We start from the raw sequence: 19,961 nt of genomic DNA, 5'->3' as shown, positions 1-19,961 counted from the left end.
ATCACCGGAGGCCGAACATGATGGCCATCACGACCATTTCCAGCCGCGAATTCAACCAGGACACCAGTGCTGCCAAAAAAGCCGCGCATCAGGGCCCGGTCATCATTACCGATCGTGGCAAGCCTGCCCATGTACTGCTGTGCATCGAGGAATACCAGAAACTGACCGGTAGCCAGACCAGCATCGTCGATCTGCTGGTCATGCCGAATGCGCCTGACATCGAATTCGAACCCGAGCGCGCCGTCATCACTCCTCGCAGCGTGGACCTGTCCTGATGTTTCTACTGGATACCAATGTAGTTTCCGAACTGCGAAAACCCCAGGCCGACAAGCAGGTGGTGACATGGGCAAACAGCGTCGCCCCGGCCAGCCTGTATTTATCGGCCATCACTGTGCTGGAGCTGGAAACCGGCATTCTGCGTATCGAACGCCGCGACCCGCCACAAGGAGGGATGCTGCGCAACTGGCTCGAGCGTCATGTCAAACCCGCATTCTCGGGAAGAATCCTCTCGGTCGATAGCGCCGTCGCTAGCCGATGCGCACAGCTGCACGTGCCTGATCGCAGCAATGAATGCGACGCTTTGATCGCCGCCACCGCGCTTGTTCATGGGCTGACGCTGGTCACCCGTAATGTTGCCGATTTCCAACTCAGCGGCGTTCATCTGATCAATCCATGGAACGCTGCCAATCACTGATCGTCCAAAGCCCCGCCTAATCACTGGCGGGGCTTTTTTTATGGGCGCTTGGCGAAGATTGAATGCACCGGCGTCGTATCGATCAGCGTTCGATTGCGCCACTGATTGTTCTTCACCAGATAGACCTGCAACTGCTTGCGGTCCTCGGTGAAACTGGCAATCAGATAGGTTTGCTGAGACGTACTGCCGCTCAGGTAGATGGGTACGCTACCCTCCCAATAAGCATCACCTCCATCCTTATGCAAATGGCCGGCAAAGATCGCCGTCACTTGATATTTATTGACCATATCGGTGAAGCGTTTCTGTTGCGCCTGGGTCCCCTGGTGGCGCAACGGTTTATGCATATTGATGATGATGGCGTACCCCGAGGCTCGCGCCAGTCTGAGGTCCGTCTCGAGCCAGTCGAGCGCATCGTTGATTTCAAATGTCGTCGGGTTCAATGGATGAGCAATGCGGGTGGTATACGTCGGTTCGTTATTGAGTTGAACCATATGAACTTCGCCGATGTTTTTTGAATAGGCGAGACTGCCAGAGTACTTTTTACTGAGAAACCCACTGGTGATTTTCAGATCAAAGCTGTCGACTTTACCCTCATGGTGTTCTTTGAATTCGACGATACTTCCCGCTGCACAGCTATTACTAAAACAATCATCAACATTGTTTTCATAATCGTGATTACCCAAGCCATACAAATACTCACCTTTGAAGTGCTTGGTCAGTAAATCCTTCATGAACGAACGCTGCCAGCCATGACCAAAAGCGGTTATATCGCCATTGATCATCAAAGGCACCTGGGCTTGAGAGCCGTGCTGATTTCTGAACTCGGCAATACTCCCAAGCTGAGTATCAACCAGCCATTTCGAACGAACATCGAATTCGGTGTCGGATTCCGGCTCCCGGTCATCAGTCTTGTCGGTCCAGGGATATTGAGTATCCGAGGCAAAAACCATGTGTTTCGGTGTTCCGCTTATAGCCTGCGCCGATACAACCGTCGCCCACAAACAAACACCCAGCACAACGCTTGCAAACTTGTTAAAAGCCATACATTAAATTCCGTTTAAATTAATCAATCAGACGCAAACTTTTCGCGCAAACAGAACTTATTCGAAAAAACAGAAAACTTCAAAGCACTCATAAAGAACAATCAATTGGATTTATTTCAGAGGCACTAACCGCACAACTTGAATAACCTGCAGAGCACTGAAAACAAACATGACAAGTTCCATTCAACCTGACGTGGCCCACGCAAAACCACATTCAAAGTTTTCTTTCAGGACAGACACGCGTCGAGTTGTGCAAAGGAAACCCTGAACGTGACGCCATTCGTGCGTGCGTCCAATCTGACCAGGCTTTTTTATGAAACTCGCAATGACCGCAGCGGCGGACTGTTCTCCCGTGGAAACAATGAATTAGCCCTCAAGCCAAAACCGTCCATACTCAACAAGTCAATTGACCTGCATCATGCTTTGCTGCATTCGCTACACCATTCAGGTTTTTTACCCAACGCGACCAAAGGTCGCACCCTTGAGCCAGAGCGACCGGCGTATCATTGCGCCACTGCAACACCCCTTTCTGACCTGGGTTGGCACGTATCGACCGAGGCATTTTTCCACTGCCGTGGGATGCAATGATGAGCAACCAGATTCCGGTACACGACGTCACACCACCGAGCAAAAACGCGAACAACAGCGTTGACCTTTACGCCTCTCGAGAAAAAATCTACACCCGTGCTTTCACTGGCCTGTTCCGCAATCTGCGGATGATGGGCGGTGCGGCATTGTTTCTGCTGTATTTCGGTACGGTGTGGCTGAACTGGGGCGGTCATCAGGCCGTGTGGTGGAACCTGCCGGAGCGCAAGTTCTTCATCTTCGGCGCCACTTTCTGGCCACAGGATTTCATTCTGCTCTCGGGCCTGTTGATCATTGCCGCGTTCGGCCTGTTCTTCATTACCGTGTACGCCGGCCGGGTCTGGTGCGGCTACACCTGTCCGCAAAGTGTGTGGACGTGGATTTTCATGTGGTGCGAGAAGGTCACCGAAGGCGACCGTAATCAGCGCATCAAGCTCGACAAGGCGCCGATGAGCGCCAACAAATTCGCGCGCAAACTCGCCAAACACGCGCTGTGGCTGTTGATCGGTTTTGTCACCGGCATGACCTTCGTTGGCTACTTCTCGCCGATCCGTGAACTGGTCTTCGAATTCTTCACCGGCCAGGCCGATGGCTGGTCGTATTTCTGGGTCGGCTTCTTCACCCTCGCCACTTACGGCAACGCCGGTTGGCTGCGTGAGCAGGTGTGCATTTACATGTGCCCGTACGCACGCTTCCAGAGCGTGATGTTCGACAAGGACACGCTGATCGTCTCCTACGACCCGCGTCGCGGCGAAAGCCGTGGCCCGCGCAAGAAAGGCGTCGATTACAAGGCCCAGGGCCTGGGCGATTGCATCGATTGCACCATGTGCGTTCAGGTGTGCCCGACCGGCATCGACATCCGCGACGGTCTGCAGATCGAGTGCATTGGCTGCGCGGCCTGCATCGACGCCTGCGACAGCATCATGGACAAGATGGATTACCCGCGCGGGCTGATCAGCTACACCACCGAACACAACCTGTCCGGGCAGAAAACCCATAAACTGCGGCCACGCCTGATCGGCTATGCCGTAGTGTTGCTGGCGATGATCAGCCTGTTGGTCACTGCATTCGTGATGCGCTCGCTGGTTGGCTTCGACGTCAGCAAGGACCGCGTGCTATACCGCGAAAACGCCGAAGGCCGGATCGAAAACGTCTACAGCCTGAAGATCATGAACAAGGATCAGCGCGACCACACTTACGTGCTGGAAGCCGCCGGCCTGCCCGACCTGCGCCTGCAAGGCAAACGCGAGATCAAAGTCGCGGCCGGCGACATCGTCAGCATGCCGGTCGAGTTGTCGAGCGCACCGGAGCAACTGCCATCGAGCACCAATGAGGTGAAATTCCTCCTCAAGGATGCCGATGACGACAGCGTCCACGTTGAAGCCAAGAGCCGATTCATCGGCCCACAAATCCGTTGAGAGAACTGAACATGCCCGCAGCAAACGCCGCAAGTCCCTGGTACAAGCACCTTTGGCCATGGATCATCATCGGAATTCTGGCCTGTTCGGTGACCCTGACTCTGTCCATGGTGACCATTGCGGTGAACAACCCGGACAACCTCGTCAACGACAACTACTACGAGGCCGGCAAAGGCATCAACCGTTCGCTGGACCGTGAGCTGTTGGCACAGACTCTGAAGATGCGCGCCGCTGTGCATCTGGATGACGTGACCGGTGAAGTTGATCTGCGTTTAAGCGGTGACAGTCAGCCAAAGACTCTGGAGCTGAACCTGATTTCACCGACGCAGCCGGAGAAGGATCGCAAGATTGTCCTGACCCGCAGCGAGACCGAAACCGGGCGTTACATCGGCCAATTGGGTGACAAAGTTGAAGGTCGCCGGTTTGTCGAGTTGCTGGGCACTCAGGATGATCACGTCTGGCGGATGTTCGAGGAAGAATTGGTTAACCATGACAAGGATCTGCTGCTGGGTGATGAACCGCTGCAAGGTGCCGAAGACTTGAAGAAGTAAACAACTTCAAAAGCCCCCTCACCCTAGCCCTCTCCCCCTGGAGAGGGAACTGATCTCGAGCGTTTGCACGTTTTGTGTATGACAGTGAAAATCCAGGCGACTGAGCCTGTTTTCAGGCTCACACCGATCGGCTCCTTCTCCCTCCGGGAGAGGGGACTGATCTAGAGCGTTTGCACGTTTTGTGTATGACAGTAAAGATCCAGCCGACTGAACCAGTTTTTCCGGCTCACACCGATCGGCTCCCTCTCCCTCCGGGAGAGGGCTGGGGTGAGGGCAAGCGGACAACCCCAATGCAAGGGCTTACCCCCTCAACGATGCCATGACCACCCCACTCCCCTGCTATCACTGCGCCCTGCCGGTCCCGTCCGGCAGCCGCTTCACTGCCGTCGTACTCGGGCAATCCCGCGAATTCTGCTGCCCGGGCTGTCAGGCGGTGGCCGAAGCCATCGTCGCCGGCGGTCTGGAAAGCTATTACCAACACCGCAGCGAAGCCTCGGCCAACCCCGAAGCATTGCCGGTGCAATTGGTCGATGAACTGGCCCTGTACGACCGCGCCGATGTGCAGCAACCCTTCGTCCGCCACGAAGGCGATCTGGCCGAAACCACCCTGTTGATGGAAGGCATCAGTTGTGCCGCCTGCGGCTGGCTGATCGAAAAACACCTGCGCACGCTGCCCGCCGTGGCCGAGGCGCGGCTGAACCTGTCCAACCATCGCCTGCATGTGCGCTGGGCCGACGCGCAATTGCCGCTGAGCCAAGTGCTCGCCGAACTGCGCCACATCGGCTACGCCGCCCACCCGTATCAGGCCGATCGCGCCAGCGAACAACTGGCCAGCGAAAACCGTCTGGCCCTGCGCCAACTCGGTGTCGCCGGTCTGCTGTGGTTCCAGGCGATGATGGCGACCATGGCCACCTGGCCGGAATTCAACATCGACCTCAGCCCCGAGCTGCACACGATCCTGCGCTGGGTCGCGCTGTTCCTGACCACACCGATCGTGTTCTACAGCTGCGCGCCGTTCTTCAAAGGCGCGATGCGCGATCTGCGCACACGCCACCTGACCATGGATGTCTCGGTGTCGCTGGCGATCGGCAGTGCTTACATTGCCGGGATCTGGACCTCGATCACCGGGGTCGGCGAGTTGTATTTCGACGCGGTGGGGATGTTTGCGTTGTTCCTGCTTGCCGGCCGCTATCTCGAACGCCGTGCCCGCGAACGCACCGCTGCCGCCACCGCGCAATTGGTCAATCTATTGCCTGCCTCTTGCCTGCGCCTTGATGCAGCCGGCCAGAGCGAACGCATCCTGCTCAGCGAACTGCGCCTCGGCGAGCGGATTCTGGTGCAGGCCGGGTCGATTCTGCCGGCGGACGGCAAGATCATCGACGGCCAATCGAGCATCGACGAATCACTGCTCACCGGCGAATACCTGCCGCAACCGCGTACCCTCGGCGACACGGTCACTGCCGGCACGCTCAATGTCGAAGGCGCGTTGACCGTGGAAGTTCAGGCGCTGGGCCAAGACACGCGCCTGTCGGCCATCGTCCGCCTGCTCGACCGCGCCCAAGCGGAAAAACCGCGACTGGCGGAAATCGCCGACCGCGCCGCGCAATGGTTTTTGCTGTTATCACTGATTGCCGCCGCGGCCATCGGCCTGCTCTGGTGGGAGCTGGATTCATCGCGCGCATTCTGGATCGTCCTCGCCATGCTCGTTGCGACCTGCCCGTGCGCGCTGTCGCTGGCAACACCGACCGCGCTCACCGCAGCCACCGGGACATTGCACAAACTCGGTTTGCTGCTGACCCGTGGTCACGTGCTGGAAGGCTTGAATCAAATCGACACGGTGATCTTCGACAAGACCGGCACCCTCACCGAAGGCCGACTGGTGCTGCGCTCGATTCGCCCGCTCGGCGCGCGCGACAGCGATGAATGCCTGAGCCTTGCCGCCGCACTGGAAAACCGTTCGGAACATCCGATTGCCCGCGCCTTCGGCCGTGCGCCGCTGGCCGCTGAAGAAGTCCACAGCACGCCGGGGCTTGGCCTCGAAGGCTTGGTGGGCGGACAGCGTTTGCGCATCGGCCAGGCAGAATTTGTCTGCGCCCTCAGCGGTGCGAACGTGCCCGGCATGCCGAACGAGGCCGGCCAATGGCTGCTGCTCGGCGACGCTCAGGGGCCGCTGGCGTGGTTCGTCCTCGACGATCGCTTGCGTGACGACGCCCCCGCCCTGCTCGCCGCGTGCAAGGCGCGCGGCTGGCGCACATTGCTGTTGTCGGGCGACAGCTCGCCGATGGTCGCCAGTGTGGCGGCAGAACTCGGCATCGACGAGGCTCGCGGTGGTCTGCGCCCGGACGACAAGCTGCAAGTCCTGCAACAGTTGCACAAGGAAGGTCGCAAAGTGCTGATGCTCGGCGATGGCGTCAATGACGTGCCGGTACTCGCCGCGGCCGACATCAGTGTCGCCATGGGTTCGGCCACCGATCTGGCGAAAACCAGTGCTGATGCGGTGCTGCTGTCCAACCGACTCGACGCGCTGGTCCAGGCTTTCATGCTGGCGCGCCGCACCCGTCGGGTCATCATCGAGAACCTGCTGTGGGCGGCGCTGTACAATGGCCTCATGTTGCCGTTCGCCGCCCTCGGCTGGATCACGCCGGTGTGGGCCGCCGTCGGCATGTCGATCAGTTCGTTGACCGTGGTGCTCAATGCCTTGCGTCTGACTCGCCTGCCGAGTCCGCCGCCCGCCAGCACCCGATCGCAAATCCGCCCGCTGCCGGCCTGAGCCGCGCGGGCACCTGGAGTACAGATGCCAGCTCTCTACGTGATGATCCCGGCCGCCCTGCTGATCGTGGCCATCGCCGTTTACATCTTTTTCTGGGCGGTGGACAGCGGTCAGTACGACGACCTCGACGGCCCGGCGCACAGCATCCTGTTCGATGATCAGGACCCGAACCACACCGCCGCCGTGGACGAAGCCAACCCCGACAAACCGGACGACAAGGCCCCACCTCATGCTTGAACTGGCGCCCTTGCTGGTATCGGCATTGATCCTCGGCCTACTCGGTGGCGGTCATTGCCTGGGCATGTGCGGCGGTTTGATGGGCGCGCTGACCCTGGCGATTCCCAAGGAACAGCGCAGCCGGCGTTTCCGCTTGTTGCTGGCGTATAACCTTGGGCGGATTCTCAGTTATGCCACGGCTGGTTTGTTGATCGGTCTGGCCGGATGGGCTGTCGCCAACAGTCCGGCCGCGCTGTTCATGCGCGTGCTGGCTGGATTGCTACTGATCGCCATGGGTTTGTATCTGGCCGGATGGTGGAGCGGGCTGACGCGCATTGAAAGTCTTGGGCGCGGTTTGTGGCGCTACATTCAGCCGGTGGCCAACCGCTTGCTGCCGGTGTCGAGTCTGCCTAGGGCTCTATTGCTTGGCGCGTTGTGGGGCTGGCTGCCCTGCGGACTGGTTTACAGCACGTTGCTGTGGTCGGCGAGTCAGGGCAATGCGCTGGACAGTGCGTTGTTGATGCTCGCGTTTGGCCTCGGCACCTGGCCGGTATTGCTGGCGACGGGGCTTGCGGCGGAACGCGTGACTGCCATTTTGCGCAAACGCAGCGTGCGCATGGCGGGCGGATTGCTGGTGATCCTGTTCGGGATCTGGACATTACCCGGCCCACATCAGCATTGGCTCATGGGCCATTAGATCGGCGGCGCGGCCTTCGCGAGCAGGCTCGCTCCCACAGGGGATTTGTGTTGCACCACCGATCCAATGTGGGAGCGAGCCTGCTCGCGAAGAGGCCCGCACTAACACCACACCTCTCCCCGTTGATGCAAATCAACAGCGCCACCACCGCCCCCCGATAGACTCGCTCACACTGCCAGCCTATCCGGGGGAATGCCCGCATGCTCGACGCCATTCGTTGGGACTCTGATCTGATCCGCCGCTACGACCTGGCGGGGCCGCGCTACACCTCGTATCCGACGGCCGTGCAATTTCACAGTCAGGTCGGCACCTTCGACCTGTTTCATGCCCTGCGCGACAGCCGCAAGGCCCTGCGCCCGTTGTCTCTCTACGTGCATGTGCCGTTCTGCGCGAACATTTGCTACTACTGCGCCTGCAACAAGGTCATCACCAAAGATCGTGGTCGCGCCCTGCCCTACCTGCAGCGGCTGGAGCAGGAAATCCAGTTGATCGCCTGCCACCTCGACCCGGCCCAGAAAGTCGAGCAACTGCACTTTGGCGGCGGCACGCCGACCTTTCTCAGCCACGACGAGCTGCGCCAGTTGATGGCGCACCTGCGCAAGCATTTCAATTTGCTGGAGGACGACTCCGGCGATTACGGCATCGAGATCGACCCGCGCGAAGCCGACTGGTCGACCATGGGCCTGCTGCGCGAACTGGGTTTCAACCGGGTCAGCATCGGCCTGCAAGACCTCGATCCGGCGGTGCAGCGCGCGGTCAATCGCCTGCAAAGTCTGGAGGAAACCCGCGCGGTGATCGATGCGGCGCGCACCCTGCAGTTCCGCTCGATCAATATCGACTTGATCTACGGGTTGCCCAAGCAGACCCCGGAAAATTTCGCCCGCACCGTTGAAGAAGTCATCAGCCTGCAACCGGACCGGCTCTCGGTGTTCAACTATGCGCACCTGCCCGAGCGTTTCATGCCGCAGCGACGGATCAATGACAATGAGTTGCCGGCGCCCGCGCAGAAGCTGGAAATGCTTGAGCGCACCATTGAGCAGCTCACCGCCGCCGGCTATCGCTACATCGGCATGGATCACTTCGCCCTGCCCGATGACGAGCTGGCGATTGCTCAGGAAGAAGAAACCCTGCAACGTAACTTCCAGGGTTACACCACTCACGGCCATTGCGACCTGATCGGGTTGGGCGTTTCGGCCATCAGCCAGATCGGCGACTTGTATTGCCAGAACAGCAGCGACCTCAACGAGTACCAGAACACCCTCGCCGCCGCACAACTGGCGACCAGCCGGGGCTTGGTGTGCAACGCCGATGATCGCTTGCGCCGAGCGGTGATCCAGCAGCTGATCTGCAATTTCAGCCTGGAGTTCGCCGCGATCGAGCAGCAGTTCAACATCGATTTTCAGGGCTATTTCGGCGCGCTGTGGCCGCAGTTGCAAGGCATGGCCAGTGATGGCCTGATCGCGCTGGATCGCGAGCGGATCGCCGTGTTGCCGGCGGGTCGTCTGCTGGTGCGCTCGGTGTGCATGGTGTTCGATGCCTACCTGGAACAGCAGAACCGCCAGCGTTTTTCGCGGGTGATTTAGTTTTTCGTCAACAACGAACCGACGCTCAGGTTCTGATCCGCGGTCAACCCGGACTGCCCGACCACTTTGGACAAAGCCAGATTGGCCGTGATCAGACCGGTATTCAACGCGGCGATTGCGCCTCGCAGCGCGGCAGCCTTGATGATCTTTTCTTCGTTGGAAAGGCGCTTGTCGGCCATGACCGCTTCGATGAGTGCCTTTTTCTCGGCAATCTGTTTTTGCAGTTTGCGGATCATCTTCAGCAATTGCTGGATGTTCTCGGGCAGGCCACTGGTCTCGATGTCGCTGTTTTCGCCACCGGCACTGGCGGATTTTGCAATCGATGCACCGGAGAGCGACACTTTGACGCCCTCGACCAAGGTCGGGGTTGCCTCATCGGACGAACCTGGGTTGTGTGCATTGCCGGACGCAACTTTAAACGCTTCCGGCGTTGCCGCAACGTCGCTGCTAGCGGGGCCCAGCGTACCAATGGCGGCCATCGAATCGTTCCTTGTATGCACTTTGATACCTGTTTATCGGCTGCTGGCCCTGTGGCTTTATGGCTGTAGGGCAAAGTCGCCCCAGACTGGCCTGAATGTCCTCCCGTGAGTTACCCTTACGGCTTATGTGTGTTTTCCCACAAGGATCTAAGAAATGTCCGAGCCAGTTAAACTGCGCGCTCACAACCAGGCCCATTGCAAGGATTGCAGCCTGGCCCCTCTCTGCCTGCCACTTTCTTTGAATCTGGAAGACATGGATGCGCTGGACGAAATCGTTAAACGCGGCCGCCCGCTGAAAAAGGGCGAGTTCCTGTTCCGCCAGGGCGACACGTTCGATTCCGTTTATGCAGTACGCTCCGGCGCCCTGAAGACCTTCAGCCTCAGCGACAGCGGCGAAGAGCAACTGACGGGCTTCCACCTGCCAAGCGAACTGGTCGGCCTGTCCGGCATGGACACCGAGAAACACCCGGTCTCCGCCCAAGCACTGGAAACCACTTCGGTCTGCGAAATCCCTTTTGAACGTCTCGATGAGCTGGCCCTGCAACTGCCGCAGCTGCGCCGCCAGTTGATGCGTGTCATGAGCCGGGAAATCCGTGACGACCAGCAAATGATGTTGCTGCTGTCGAAAAAAACCGCCGACGAGCGCATCGCTACCTTCCTGGTCAACCTCTCGGCACGCTTCCGCGCTCGCGGCTTCTCCGCCAACCAGTTCCGCCTGAGCATGTCGCGCAATGAAATCGGTAACTACCTCGGTCTGGCGGTGGAAACCGTGTCCCGGGTCTTCACCCGTTTCCAGCAGAACGAACTGATTGCCGCCGAGGGCAAAGAGATTCACATCCTCGACCCGATCCAGCTCTGCGCGCTGGCCGGTGGCTCGATCGAAGGCTGATCTCGATCCGCGGTTGAGCGAAGCGTTTCAGCCGCGGGTATACTGCGCCGTTTGCAGCCCTGCCAGGACACCTCGACGATGGTCTTCGACTCCTTCGACATCAAATCGCTTATCCGCCCTGTGATCGACTTCCCGAAACCGGGCGTGATCTTTCGCGACATCACCCCGCTGTTTCAGTCGCCAACGGCTCTGCGCCTGGTGATGGACAGTTTCGCCCACCGCTACGTGGAAGCTGATTTCACCCACATTGGCGCGATGGATGCCCGTGGCTTCCTGATCGGCTCGGTGTTGGCCTATCAGTTGAACAAGCCGCTGGTGCTGTTCCGCAAGCAAGGCAAACTGCCGGCGGACGTGCTGGCCGAAGGTTACGCAACCGAGTACGGCGAAGCGTTCCTGGAAGTGCACGCCGACAGCCTGTGTGAAGGCGATTCGGTGGTGATGTTCGATGATTTGATTGCCACGGGCGGGACATTGATCGCAGCCGCCAACCTGATTCGCCGCATGGGCGCGCGGGTGCATGAAGCGGCGGCGATTATTGATTTGCCGGAACTGCAAGGTTCGCAGCGTCTTGAGGACATGGGCATCCCGACCTTCTGCCTGACGCAGTTTGCGTTGACCGATAAATAATCAAGAGCAAAAGATCGCAGCCTTCGGCAGCTCCTACATTGGAATGTGCGTTTCCCTGTAGGAGCTGCCGAAGGCTGCGATCTTTTGCCTTTAAAGCCCCATCTGCTTACTGATGATCTCGTTCATCACCTCCCGCGTCCCGCCGCCAATCGACAAGATGCGGTTATCCCGATACAGCCGCTCCACCAGACTTTCGCGCATATAACCCAGCCCACCAAGAATCTGCAATGCCTCGGTGGTGATCCGGTCCGAGGTGTCCGTGGCAAAATTCTTCGCCATCGAAATCTCTTTGATCACGCTCTGCCCCGCCGCCATCTTCGCCGCTTGCCGGTAAGTGAACTCCCGTGAAACCTCCAGCGCAGTCGCCATTTCGGCGAGGCGATGCTTGATCACCTGAAACTTGCCGATCGGCTTGCCAAACGCTTCACGCTCGCGCGCCCACTTCAGGCTTTGCTCCAGTGCAAGCTGTGAGGTCATGTTGGCCATCAGCGCCAACGCCAGCCGTTCGCTCTGGAAGTTGCCCATGATGCAGGCGAAGCCCATGTTCTCGGCGCCGATCAGGTTTCCTGCAGGCACGCGGCAATCGTCGAAGAACAACTCAGCCGTGTCCGACGCCCACCAGCCCATTTTTTTCAACTGACGGCCAACGGTGAAGCCCGGCGTACCCTTCTCGATCAGCAGCAGACTGATGCCGCCAAACCCCGGCGCACCGGTGCGCACCGCGACGGTGTAGAAATCGGCGCGCACGCCACTGGTGATAAAGGTTTTGCTGCCGCTGACGCGATAGACATCGCCGTCACGCACGGCGCGGGTTTGCAGGTTGGCGACGTCGGAGCCGCCGCCCGGTTCGGTAACCGCCAGCGCGCTGATCTTTTCACCGCTGAGCACCTGTGGCACGACCCGGTCACGTACCTCCGGGCGCGCCCATTTGACGATCGGTGGCAGGCCGATATCCAGCGATCCCAGCCCCGCTACCAGGCCGCCAGAGCCGCAGCGCATCAACTCCTCACTGGCGGCGACCTTGGCGAACAGATCGCCTTCATGGCTGCCTCCAAGCGTTTCCGGATAACCGATGCCGAGGATGCCTGCCGCGCCAGCCTTCCGGTACAGCTCGCGGGGGAAACTTTCGGCTTCTTCCCACTGATCGATGTCCGGCAGGATCTCGCGTTCGACGAAACGTCTGACGCTGTCGCGGACCAATTGGTGGCTGGGGTCGAAGTATTCCTGAAAGGCAGGCATGGGCGAGCTCCACGGAAGGGTTCGCCGAACTTAACCGAGCGCTTGCTTGGTTTACAAGATGCAGAAGATCAAAAGATCGCAGCCTTCGGCAGCTCCTACATTGGAAATACGCGTTTCCATGTAGGAGCTGCCGAAGGCTGCGATCTTTTGATTTTTATCAGAGAGAGATGGGTTTACGCCCGGCAAACGAATGCGCCAGCGTGCCGCCATCGACCAGCTCCAGTTCACCACCCAACGGCACGCCGTGGGCAATGCGAGAGGCGATCAGGCCTTTGTTGCTCAACAGCTGAGCAATGTAATGCGCCGTCGCTTCACCTTCCACGGTCGGGTTGGTCGCGAGAATGACTTCGGTAAACGTGCCCGCCTCTTCGATCCGCGTCATCAACTGCGGAATGCCGATCGCCTCAGGCCCCAGGCCATCGAGCGGCGACAAATGCCCCTTGAGCACAAAGTAGCGGCCACGGAAACCGGTCTGCTCGACCGCATACACATCCATCGGCCCTTCCACCACGCACAGCAACGTGTCGTCACGGCGGGTATCGGCGCATTGCGGGCACAGATCGTCTTCGGTCAGCGTGCGGCACTGACGGCAGTGACCGACCCCTTCCATGGCCTGGCTGAGGGCCTGGGCCAGGCGCAAGCCGCCGCTGCGGTCACGCTCGAGCATCTGCAACGCCATGCGCTGGGCGGTCTTCTGACCCACGCCTGGCAAAGTGCGCAAGGCGTCGATCAGTTGGCGAATCAAAGGGCTGAAGCTCATGGGTAAAAAGTCCGACAAAACAACGAGACGCGGTTTATACCCGCGCCTCTGGCCAGCGTCAAATACTCAGTCCTGGGCGACCTTCACTACCAGTTTTCCGAAGTTGCGCCCCTCGAGCAGACCGATAAACGCCTCGGGCGCCTGCTCCAGGCCTTCGACCACGTCCTCGCGGAATTTCACCTTGCCATCGCGTACCCACGGCACCATGTGGCTGATGAACTCCGGCTGACGATCACCGTAGTCGTCGAACACGATGAAGCCCTGAATGCGCACGCGCTTGGTCAGCAGCGTGCGTTGCAGCATCGGCAGGCGATCCGGGCCTTTTGGCGTTTCGGAGGCGTTGTAACCGGCGATCAGGCCGCACAGCGGAATGCGCGCCTTGGGGTTGAGCAACGGCACCACGGCATCGAACACATGACCACCGACGTTCTCGTAATAGATGTCGATGCCATCGGGGCAGGCCTTGGCCAATTGCTCGGCAAAATCGGGCGCCTTGTGATCGATGCAGGCATCAAAACCCAACTCTTCGACCACGTACTTGCACTTATCGGCACCGCCGGCCACGCCGACTGCGCGCAGCCCTTTGATCTTGGCCACTTGCCCGACCACCGAACCGACCGCGCCGGACGCAGCAGCCACGACCAATGTTTCGCCCTCTTTTGGCTGGCCGATGTCCATCAGCCCCATGTACGCGGTCATGCCGGGCATGCCCAACACACCCAGCGCCATCGACGGGCTCGGCAACCCGGCCGGGATCGGCATGATGTCACGGCCATCGCTGATGCTGTGGCTCTGCCAACCGGTCGCGCCGACCACCAGATCGCCTTTATGGAATTTCGGATGACGTGAATCCTCGACACGGCTGACCGCGCCGCCGGTCATCACTTCACCGATTTGTACCGGCGCGGCGTAGGACGGTGCGTCGCTCATGCGCCCGCGCATGTAGGGATCGAGGGACAGGTACAGGGTTTTCAACAATACCTGGCCGTCCTGCAGATCCGGCAAGGCTTCGCGTTCGAGGCGGAAGTTTTCCGGGGTCGGCGCACCGACCGGACGTGAGGCGAGGACAAAGCGCTGGTTGAGGGTGAGAGGGTCGGACATGTCAGCGTCTCCTGTGAAGGGTTAATTCAGCGGGTATAGGGAGCAGACCGTTGAGGCTTTTGCGCGTTCGATGTTTATTCAGTTGGCCGGGATTGATCGTTCCCATGCTCCGCGTGGGAATGCCGCAACGGACGCTCCGCGTTCGGCTCTGGACTTGGAACGCGGAGCGTCCCGGGCTGCATTCCCACGCAGAGCGTGGGAACGATCAGTCAGAAATAAAAATGCCAGGCGCGATGCCTGGCATTTTGTGTAGCTCATCTGCCGCCGGTTGGCGAATCAGAATGGCAGTTTCATACCGGCCGGCAGGTTCATGCCAGCAGTCATGTTGCCCATTTTGTCCTGACTGTTCTTTTCGATCTTGCGCACTGCGTCGTTGACGGCGGAGGCGATGACCGCTTCCAACATTTCTTTGTCATCTTCGCTCATGCCTTCAACCAGGCTTGGGTCGATGCTCACGCTTTTGACGTCGTGACGACCGGTCATCACCACGGTGACCATATCGCCGCCGGCCTTACCGGTGACTTCGGCGTTGGCCAGTTCTTCCTGCATCTTGGCCATTTTTTCCTGCATCTGCTGTGCCTGCTTCATCAGGCCGGCCATGCCACCTTTCATCATGGGAATCACCTCAAAAGTACTTGGATCAAAACAGCGCCCGGCCAGCGAGGCCGGGCACCTTCAGTTATTAGCCTTGGGCGACCAAGGCATCGACAGGTTCAATAGTATCGTGTCGCACCACTGCGCCGAACTGCTGAACCATTTGCTGGATGAACGGATCGCCGTGGATCGACTCCTCCGCCTCGCGCTGACGGTTGGCGCGCCGACGGGAGGCGGCCTGCGCCGGGGTTTCCTGTTCGGGTTTGATCAGCTCGATGGTCAGGCTCAGCGTGCGACCGTGGAACTGGTTCAACGCGTCGTTGAGGCGTCGCTGCTGCGTGGCGTTGAACAGTGCGCTGTGCGCCGGGTCGAGGTGCATCAGCCAATGGTCGCCATCGACGGCGATCAATGTGCAATTGGCGGCGATGCTGCCCGTCATGCCGGAGATCGGCAGTTTCGGGAACAGCTCCAGCCACTGCAACGCTAAACCTGTGGCTGGCGCCGCTGCCGGCTCTGGCTCGGGTTCCGGGGCAGGCTCGGCAGCGTGTTCGCTGGCCAGCTCGTCGAGGTAGCTGTAGGCCGAATCGATGTCCGGCTCGATGTAATCCTCATCCAGCGGCGGCTCGTCGTCCAGGTCCATGCCCGGGGTGGCGGCATCGACGTCGGCGACCGACGGCTCGGGAATCGGCGCGGCGGCCCACTCAGGCGCCTCCGGAACGACGCTGTCCGGGGTCGGCAGCGGCATCGGCGGCAACTCGGGTTGCTCGGCGGTGGTTTCCAGTACGGGCTCTACGGCTGGCTGCTGCGCAGGCTCGGGCTCGGGCTCTGGCTCTGGCTCTACCGGATCATTCCACGGTAAATCGACGACTGCTTCGGCGACGACAGCCGCTGGCGCAGGTTCTGGCTCGGCAACGGGAGCAACTTGAGCAACTTGAGCAACCGGCGCAGGCTCGGGAGCCGGTGCAGTTGCAGCCACCGGCGCAGGAGCAGGCGTCGGCCCAACCGCCGCAGCGACTACCGGCGCAGGTTTAGGCGCGGCAGCCACGGAGTTTGCGGAATCAACTGTGGCCTGGCTGATCCCCACTGGCTTTAGCGGTTGCCTCGGCGCGTCCGCGGTATCTGCCGGCCGGAAGGCGAGCATCCGCAGCAACACCATTTCGAAGCCACCACGCGGATCCGGCGCCAGCGGTAAATCGCGGCGGCCGATCAGGCCCATCTGGTAATAGAACTGCACGTCTTCGGCCGGCAAGGCCTGCGCCAATGCCAACACGCGATCGCGGTCGCCATGGCCATTGTCGACGCCTTCCGGCAACGCCTGAGCGATGGCCACGCGGTGCAGCACGTTGAGAATTTCGGAGAGCACGCCGTTCCAGTCCGGACCTTGTTCGGCCAAGTGACGCACGGCTTCGAGCAACGCCTTGGCGTCGCCTTCGATCAACGAATGCAGGACGTCATAGACCTGACCGTGATCCAGGGTGCCGAGCATCGCCCGCACGTCGGTAGCGAGAACTTTGCCCTCACCGAAGGCAATCGCCTGGTCGGTGAGGCTCATGGCGTCACGCATCGAACCGTCAGCGGCGCGACCGAGCAGCCACAGTGCATCGTCTTCGAACGGTACGTTCTCGGCAGTGAGAACGTGGGTCAAATGCTCGACCACACGCTCCGGCGTCATGTTCTTCAGCGAGAACTGCAGGCAGCGCGACAAAATCGTTGCCGGAAGTTTCTGCGGGTCAGTGGTCGCCAGGATGAACTTGACGTACGGCGGCGGCTCTTCGAGGGTTTTCAGCAGCGCATTGAAGGAATGGCTGGAGAGCATGTGCACTTCGTCGATCAGGTAGACCTTGAAGCGCCCACGGCTTGGCGCGTACTGCACGTTGTCGAGCAGTTCGCGGGTGTCTTCGACCTTGGTGCGGCTCGCGGCATCGATCTCGATCAGGTCGACGAAGCGCCCCTCATCGATTTCCCGGCACACCGAACACTCGCCGCACGGGCTGGAAGTGATACCTGTCTCACAGTTCAGGCATTTGGCAATGATCCGCGCAATCGTGGTTTTACCCACCCCACGCGTACCGGTAAACAGGTACGCGTGGTGCAGCCGCTGGCTGTCCAAGGCATTGATCAGAGCCTTGAGCACATGGGTCTGGCCGACCATTTCGCGGAACGAGCGCGGACGCCATTTACGTGCAAGAACCTGATAACTCATCGAAAACCGTCGCAACGAAGGAAGCTGAAGCGGCTAATGCTAGCGGAGCAAGGGCAAAATTGCATCCGGTGTCCTCGTCTAATATGGCTAAGCTGCATGAGCAGAGGCTTTTATCGGCTCGGGATCGGGAATTACCGGAGCGTTTATGCGGTGGGCCGTGGGGGCGTTGCTGGGAATCAGCCTGAATGTGACGGCAGCGGAAACCCCGTTGCGCTTCTCCATGCCCGACAGCTGGGCGATGCCGATGGTGCAATACGAACGCGGGCGACCCACGCAAGGCATTCTTTACGATCTGATGCTCAGCCTGGCCACGCAAGTCGGCGTACCGGCCGAGTTTCACGTCCTGCCCCGCGCCCGCGTGCAGAGCGCGATGGAACACGGCGAGATCGACGTGCGCTGCTATGCCGCACAGTCGTGGCTGCCGAATCAGTCGGGGGACTACATCTGGAGTCTGCCGTTGTTCTTCCAGCGCGATCTGTTGATCAGCCGCAAGGATCAACCTGCCAGTGTCGTCCCCGCGCATTTGCCCCGCCAATCCATCGGCACCGTTCTGGGCTACACCTACCCTACCCTGCAACCGCTGTTTGATGCGGATCGGCTGCAACGTGAAGATGCGCGCAATCAGGAGCAGGTGCTGGAGAAACTGCTGGCCGGGCGTTATCGCTATGCAGTGAGCAATCAGTGGACGCTGGACTGGTTTAATCAGCGGTTGATGCCTGAGCAGCAACTGCAAGGTGTCGCCGTGTTGCAGGAGCAGAAGGTGGGTTGCTATGTGCGCAATGACCCGAAGGTGCCGGTGCAACTGGTCTTGCGCACGTTGTTGCGGATGAAGATATCGGGGGAGATTGATGAGATTATCCGGCTCTACACCGGCCACTCCGACAACACCCCATAACCTTGTGGGAGCTGGCTTGCCAGCGATTGCGGATTTTCAGTCAAATAGATGAACCTGACACACCGCTATCGCTGGCAAGCCAGCTCCCACAGGGTCATCTTCAACAGGGGGAATATGTGTCGATTTGGCAAATCGCAGACACAAAAAAACCGCAGTGGGCGAAACCCATGCAGTTCTGGTTGAAGCGTTCGATTGTTCGTTAAGGTGGTAACCCCACCAGCCACACCCCGGCACACAATGTTCCCGCTGTGGCTGCTGCCTTCCGGCTCTGACCAGGTTCACGGGTAATCGTTGCGGGGGGACCGATGGGGTCACCATAACGACGCTTGCCTGTCGGCGAGCCGCGCCATTGTACCTATCTGAAGCGAAGTTACAACCGTTGGTTGCAGATAAAAAATATGAACGGGCTCAAGGACATAAAGATCGCAGCCAGCGGCAGCGCCTACAGGGTCAGAACCTCATCCGCCCTGCCGCCCGCCTGCTGGATCACCAGATGAATGAAGTGCAGCTTGGCAATCGCCGGTGCCGGCAGCACGAACGGGTAGAAATCCGGCTGGCCCATGCTCCGTGACAGTTCATTGAGCATGCCGGCCAATTCGATCCACGCATTGACGAATGAGAGGAACGCCTCGCCGCCGGGATGCTCCGGGTCGTACAGCGTGCTGGGCGGAAACGGTTGATAGTCGAAATCCATTTCCCGTGCGCTCATGCCAAAGCCCAACGCCGTGTCCACCGCATCCATCATGTGCAGATAATGCGCCCAGGTTTCCGCCCAGTCTTCCCACGGGTGCATGGTCGCGTAGGCGCTGACGTAGTACTGCGGCCAGTCCTGCGGTGCGCCTTGTTGGTAGTGACGGTCCAGCGCCTCGGCGTAACTGGCGCGTTCGTCACCGAACAGGCTGCGGAATGAATCGAGCCAGGGGCCGTTGGCGATCAGCCGATCCCAGTAGTAATGGCCAACCTCATGACGAAAATGCCCGAGCAGTGTGCGGTAGGGTTCATGCATCGCCGCCCTCACCTGCTCGCGGTGGGCGTCGTCGGCTTCTTTGATGTCGAGGGTGATCAGGCCATTGGCGTGGCCGGTCATCGGCGCGTTGCCTTCGAGGTCGACGCCGATGAAGTCGAAGGCCAGCCCAGTGTCTTCATCAACGGTTTTCGGGATGACTTGCAGGCCGAGGGTGATCAGTTGCGCAACGAGGCGACGCTTGGCGATTTCGACTTTGCGCCAACGCTCAGGGTTGTCCGGGGCGGACAGGTCGGGGATGGTGCGATTGAGGCTGCAGGCGATGCATAGGCTGTCGTGTTCGTTGGCCGGCAGCAGCCAGTTGCACGCGGCGGCTGTGTCGAGGTTGGCGCAGCGGCGAAACAGTCCGGCCTCGGGGTCGGCATCGAGCGTCCAGGTGCCCTCATACGGCCCCGGTTGCAGCGAAGTCAGGCGACTTTCTTCGGCTTGATAACCAAGCAATGCGTTGCAGGCCAGACACTGGCTGTTACGAAAGAACAGCGACTGGCCGCAGCGGCACGGCCAGAGTTTGCTGTTGCGTGAGGATTCGCCCATGAACGGCGCGATGATGCGGGAACTGAGCTGCTCGAAAAAACGGTGCATGGCGATCTCTC

Annotated in this window: 20 protein-coding genes and 1 other RNA gene; 12 read left to right on the top strand and 9 right to left on the bottom strand. The window is 59.9% G+C overall.

The window, feature by feature from the left end:
• Positions 1 to 20 precede the first annotated feature (20 nt).
• Entirely contained in the window at positions 21 to 275 is a 255-nt protein-coding gene (locus tag J0G10_RS10490; RefSeq protein ID WP_220558844.1) for a type II toxin-antitoxin system Phd/YefM family antitoxin, read from the top strand.
• On the top strand, positions 275 to 694 hold the full coding sequence (locus J0G10_RS10485; RefSeq protein WP_099758478.1) for a type II toxin-antitoxin system VapC family toxin: 420 nt from the start codon (positions 275 to 277) through the stop codon (positions 692 to 694). The genes J0G10_RS10490 and J0G10_RS10485 overlap by 1 nt, the downstream gene beginning before the upstream one ends.
• A gap of 38 nt (positions 695 to 732) precedes the next feature.
• Here J0G10_RS10485 and J0G10_RS10480 read toward each other — a convergent pair whose 3' ends face one another.
• Positions 733 to 1,737, bottom strand: a complete 1,005-nt coding sequence (locus J0G10_RS10480) for a metallophosphoesterase family protein (protein ID WP_220558396.1) — start codon at positions 1,735 to 1,737, stop codon at positions 733 to 735.
• 270 nt (positions 1,738 to 2,007) lie between these two features.
• Between J0G10_RS10480 and J0G10_RS10475 the strand changes: the two genes are divergently transcribed.
• From J0G10_RS10475 to hemN, 7 genes are all read left to right on the top strand, one after another.
• Positions 2,008 to 2,325 carry a hypothetical protein gene (locus J0G10_RS10475; protein ID WP_141231782.1) on the top strand — a complete coding sequence of 106 codons (318 nt, stop codon included), beginning with the start codon at positions 2,008 to 2,010 and terminating at the stop codon, positions 2,323 to 2,325.
• Positions 2,325 to 3,740 carry a cytochrome c oxidase accessory protein CcoG gene (gene ccoG / locus J0G10_RS10470; RefSeq protein ID WP_095047717.1) on the top strand — a complete coding sequence of 472 codons (1,416 nt, stop codon included), beginning with the start codon at positions 2,325 to 2,327 and terminating at the stop codon, positions 3,738 to 3,740. The genes J0G10_RS10475 and ccoG overlap by 1 nt, the downstream gene beginning before the upstream one ends.
• 11 nt (positions 3,741 to 3,751) lie before the next feature.
• Positions 3,752 to 4,291, top strand: coding sequence for a FixH family protein (locus J0G10_RS10465; protein WP_095047718.1), 540 nt, complete (start codon positions 3,752 to 3,754; stop codon positions 4,289 to 4,291).
• 319 nt (positions 4,292 to 4,610) lie between these two features.
• Positions 4,611 to 7,061 carry a heavy metal translocating P-type ATPase gene (locus J0G10_RS10460; protein ID WP_220558395.1) on the top strand — a complete coding sequence of 817 codons (2,451 nt, stop codon included), beginning with the start codon at positions 4,611 to 4,613 and terminating at the stop codon, positions 7,059 to 7,061.
• A gap of 24 nt (positions 7,062 to 7,085) precedes the next feature.
• Positions 7,086 to 7,298 (top strand): cbb3-type cytochrome oxidase assembly protein CcoS, encoded by a 213-nt coding sequence (ccoS, locus tag J0G10_RS10455; RefSeq protein ID WP_093431851.1) that lies wholly within the window; start codon positions 7,086 to 7,088, stop codon positions 7,296 to 7,298.
• Positions 7,291 to 7,974 (top strand): sulfite exporter TauE/SafE family protein, encoded by a 684-nt coding sequence (locus J0G10_RS10450; RefSeq protein WP_016984739.1) that lies wholly within the window; start codon positions 7,291 to 7,293, stop codon positions 7,972 to 7,974. The genes ccoS and J0G10_RS10450 overlap by 8 nt, the downstream gene beginning before the upstream one ends.
• Positions 7,975 to 8,174: 200 nt before the next feature.
• Complete coding sequence (gene hemN / locus J0G10_RS10445; RefSeq protein WP_220558394.1) at positions 8,175 to 9,557, top strand: oxygen-independent coproporphyrinogen III oxidase; 1,383 nt, start codon at positions 8,175 to 8,177, stop codon at positions 9,555 to 9,557.
• Here hemN and J0G10_RS10440 read toward each other — a convergent pair.
• A complete protein-coding gene (locus tag J0G10_RS10440; RefSeq protein WP_095047721.1) occupies positions 9,554 to 10,036 on the bottom strand; it encodes a hypothetical protein in 483 nt (160 codons plus the stop codon). The genes hemN and J0G10_RS10440 overlap by 4 nt on opposite strands.
• Positions 10,037 to 10,190: 154 nt before the next feature.
• Here J0G10_RS10440 and fnr point away from each other — a divergent pair, with 154 nt between their 5' ends.
• The gene (gene fnr, locus J0G10_RS10435) at positions 10,191 to 10,925 is read left to right on the top strand and encodes a fumarate/nitrate reduction transcriptional regulator Fnr (RefSeq protein WP_007918332.1); all 735 of its coding nucleotides are present in this window, start codon (positions 10,191 to 10,193) and stop codon (positions 10,923 to 10,925) included.
• A gap of 78 nt (positions 10,926 to 11,003) precedes the next feature.
• Entirely contained in the window at positions 11,004 to 11,552 is a 549-nt protein-coding gene (locus J0G10_RS10430; RefSeq protein WP_007918333.1) for an adenine phosphoribosyltransferase, read from the top strand.
• Between the two features lie 90 nt (positions 11,553 to 11,642).
• Here J0G10_RS10430 and J0G10_RS10425 read toward each other — a convergent pair whose 3' ends face one another.
• The 5 genes from J0G10_RS10425 to dnaX all read right to left on the bottom strand — a co-directional run bounded on the left by J0G10_RS10425 (position 11,643) and on the right by dnaX (position 17,449).
• Positions 11,643 to 12,791 carry an acyl-CoA dehydrogenase family protein gene (locus J0G10_RS10425; RefSeq protein WP_220558393.1) on the bottom strand — a complete coding sequence of 383 codons (1,149 nt, stop codon included), beginning with the start codon at positions 12,789 to 12,791 and terminating at the stop codon, positions 11,643 to 11,645.
• Positions 12,792 to 12,948: 157 nt separating this feature from the next.
• On the bottom strand, positions 12,949 to 13,551 hold the full coding sequence (gene recR, locus J0G10_RS10420; protein WP_007918335.1) for a recombination mediator RecR: 603 nt from the start codon (positions 13,549 to 13,551) through the stop codon (positions 12,949 to 12,951).
• A gap of 66 nt (positions 13,552 to 13,617) precedes the next feature.
• Positions 13,618 to 14,652: an NADP-dependent oxidoreductase gene (locus J0G10_RS10415; RefSeq protein ID WP_095047723.1), complete on the bottom strand. Its 1,035-nt coding sequence runs from the start codon at positions 14,650 to 14,652 to the stop codon at positions 13,618 to 13,620.
• A 276-nt stretch (positions 14,653 to 14,928) separates the two neighbouring features.
• A complete protein-coding gene (locus tag J0G10_RS10410) occupies positions 14,929 to 15,267 on the bottom strand; it encodes a YbaB/EbfC family nucleoid-associated protein (protein ID WP_016984747.1) in 339 nt (112 codons plus the stop codon).
• Positions 15,268 to 15,334: 67 nt separating this feature from the next.
• A complete protein-coding gene (dnaX, locus tag J0G10_RS10405; RefSeq protein WP_220558392.1) occupies positions 15,335 to 17,449 on the bottom strand; it encodes a DNA polymerase III subunit gamma/tau in 2,115 nt (704 codons plus the stop codon).
• A 145-nt stretch (positions 17,450 to 17,594) separates the two neighbouring features.
• On the opposite strand from dnaX, the gene J0G10_RS10400 reads away from it, so the two are divergent.
• The gene (locus J0G10_RS10400) at positions 17,595 to 18,344 is read left to right on the top strand and encodes a substrate-binding periplasmic protein (protein WP_220558391.1); all 750 of its coding nucleotides are present in this window, start codon (positions 17,595 to 17,597) and stop codon (positions 18,342 to 18,344) included.
• Between the two features lie 211 nt (positions 18,345 to 18,555).
• Here the strand turns inward: J0G10_RS10400 and ffs are convergent.
• An RNA gene (ffs, locus tag J0G10_RS10395) (signal recognition particle sRNA small type) lies at positions 18,556 to 18,652 on the bottom strand.
• 134 nt (positions 18,653 to 18,786) lie between these two features.
• Positions 18,787 to 19,950 (bottom strand): zinc-binding metallopeptidase family protein, encoded by a 1,164-nt coding sequence (locus J0G10_RS10390; protein WP_095047727.1) that lies wholly within the window; start codon positions 19,948 to 19,950, stop codon positions 18,787 to 18,789.
• Positions 19,951 to 19,961: the final 11 nt, after the last annotated feature.

This window comes from Pseudomonas germanica (genome assembly GCF_019614655.1).
In the GTDB taxonomy this organism is placed as follows: Bacteria; Pseudomonadota; Gammaproteobacteria; order Pseudomonadales; family Pseudomonadaceae; genus Aquipseudomonas; species Aquipseudomonas neuropathica.
Note: the sequence above shows the minus strand (reverse complement) of the source record. Positions and strands in the feature narration are given on the sequence as shown.

Excerpts from the sequence above, each read along its gene's own strand:
- J0G10_RS10465 (WP_095047718.1), top strand. The coding sequence starts at position 3,752 with ATGCCCGCAGCAAACGCCGCAAGTCCCTGGTACAAGCACCTTTGGCCA.
- J0G10_RS10415 (WP_095047723.1), bottom strand. The coding sequence starts at position 14,652 with ATGTCCGACCCTCTCACCCTCAACCAGCGCTTTGTCCTCGCCTCACGT.
- J0G10_RS10450 (WP_016984739.1), top strand. The coding sequence starts at position 7,291 with ATGCTTGAACTGGCGCCCTTGCTGGTATCGGCATTGATCCTCGGCCTA.
- fnr (WP_007918332.1), top strand. The coding sequence starts at position 10,191 with ATGTCCGAGCCAGTTAAACTGCGCGCTCACAACCAGGCCCATTGCAAG.
- ccoS (WP_093431851.1), top strand. The coding sequence starts at position 7,086 with ATGCCAGCTCTCTACGTGATGATCCCGGCCGCCCTGCTGATCGTGGCC.
- J0G10_RS10460 (WP_220558395.1), top strand. The coding sequence starts at position 4,611 with ATGACCACCCCACTCCCCTGCTATCACTGCGCCCTGCCGGTCCCGTCC.
- J0G10_RS10430 (WP_007918333.1), top strand. The coding sequence starts at position 11,004 with ATGGTCTTCGACTCCTTCGACATCAAATCGCTTATCCGCCCTGTGATC.
- J0G10_RS10485 (WP_099758478.1), top strand. The coding sequence starts at position 275 with ATGTTTCTACTGGATACCAATGTAGTTTCCGAACTGCGAAAACCCCAG.
- recR (WP_007918335.1), bottom strand. The coding sequence starts at position 13,551 with ATGAGCTTCAGCCCTTTGATTCGCCAACTGATCGACGCCTTGCGCACT.
- J0G10_RS10490 (WP_220558844.1), top strand. The coding sequence starts at position 21 with ATGGCCATCACGACCATTTCCAGCCGCGAATTCAACCAGGACACCAGT.
- dnaX (WP_220558392.1), bottom strand. The coding sequence starts at position 17,449 with ATGAGTTATCAGGTTCTTGCACGTAAATGGCGTCCGCGCTCGTTCCGC.
- hemN (WP_220558394.1), top strand. The coding sequence starts at position 8,175 with ATGCTCGACGCCATTCGTTGGGACTCTGATCTGATCCGCCGCTACGAC.
- J0G10_RS10425 (WP_220558393.1), bottom strand. The coding sequence starts at position 12,791 with ATGCCTGCCTTTCAGGAATACTTCGACCCCAGCCACCAATTGGTCCGC.
- J0G10_RS10400 (WP_220558391.1), top strand. The coding sequence starts at position 17,595 with ATGCGGTGGGCCGTGGGGGCGTTGCTGGGAATCAGCCTGAATGTGACG.
- J0G10_RS10390 (WP_095047727.1), bottom strand. The coding sequence starts at position 19,950 with ATGCACCGTTTTTTCGAGCAGCTCAGTTCCCGCATCATCGCGCCGTTC.
- J0G10_RS10480 (WP_220558396.1), bottom strand. The coding sequence starts at position 1,737 with ATGGCTTTTAACAAGTTTGCAAGCGTTGTGCTGGGTGTTTGTTTGTGG.
- ccoG (WP_095047717.1), top strand. The coding sequence starts at position 2,325 with ATGAGCAACCAGATTCCGGTACACGACGTCACACCACCGAGCAAAAAC.
- J0G10_RS10440 (WP_095047721.1), bottom strand. The coding sequence starts at position 10,036 with ATGGCCGCCATTGGTACGCTGGGCCCCGCTAGCAGCGACGTTGCGGCA.
- J0G10_RS10410 (WP_016984747.1), bottom strand. The coding sequence starts at position 15,267 with ATGATGAAAGGTGGCATGGCCGGCCTGATGAAGCAGGCACAGCAGATG.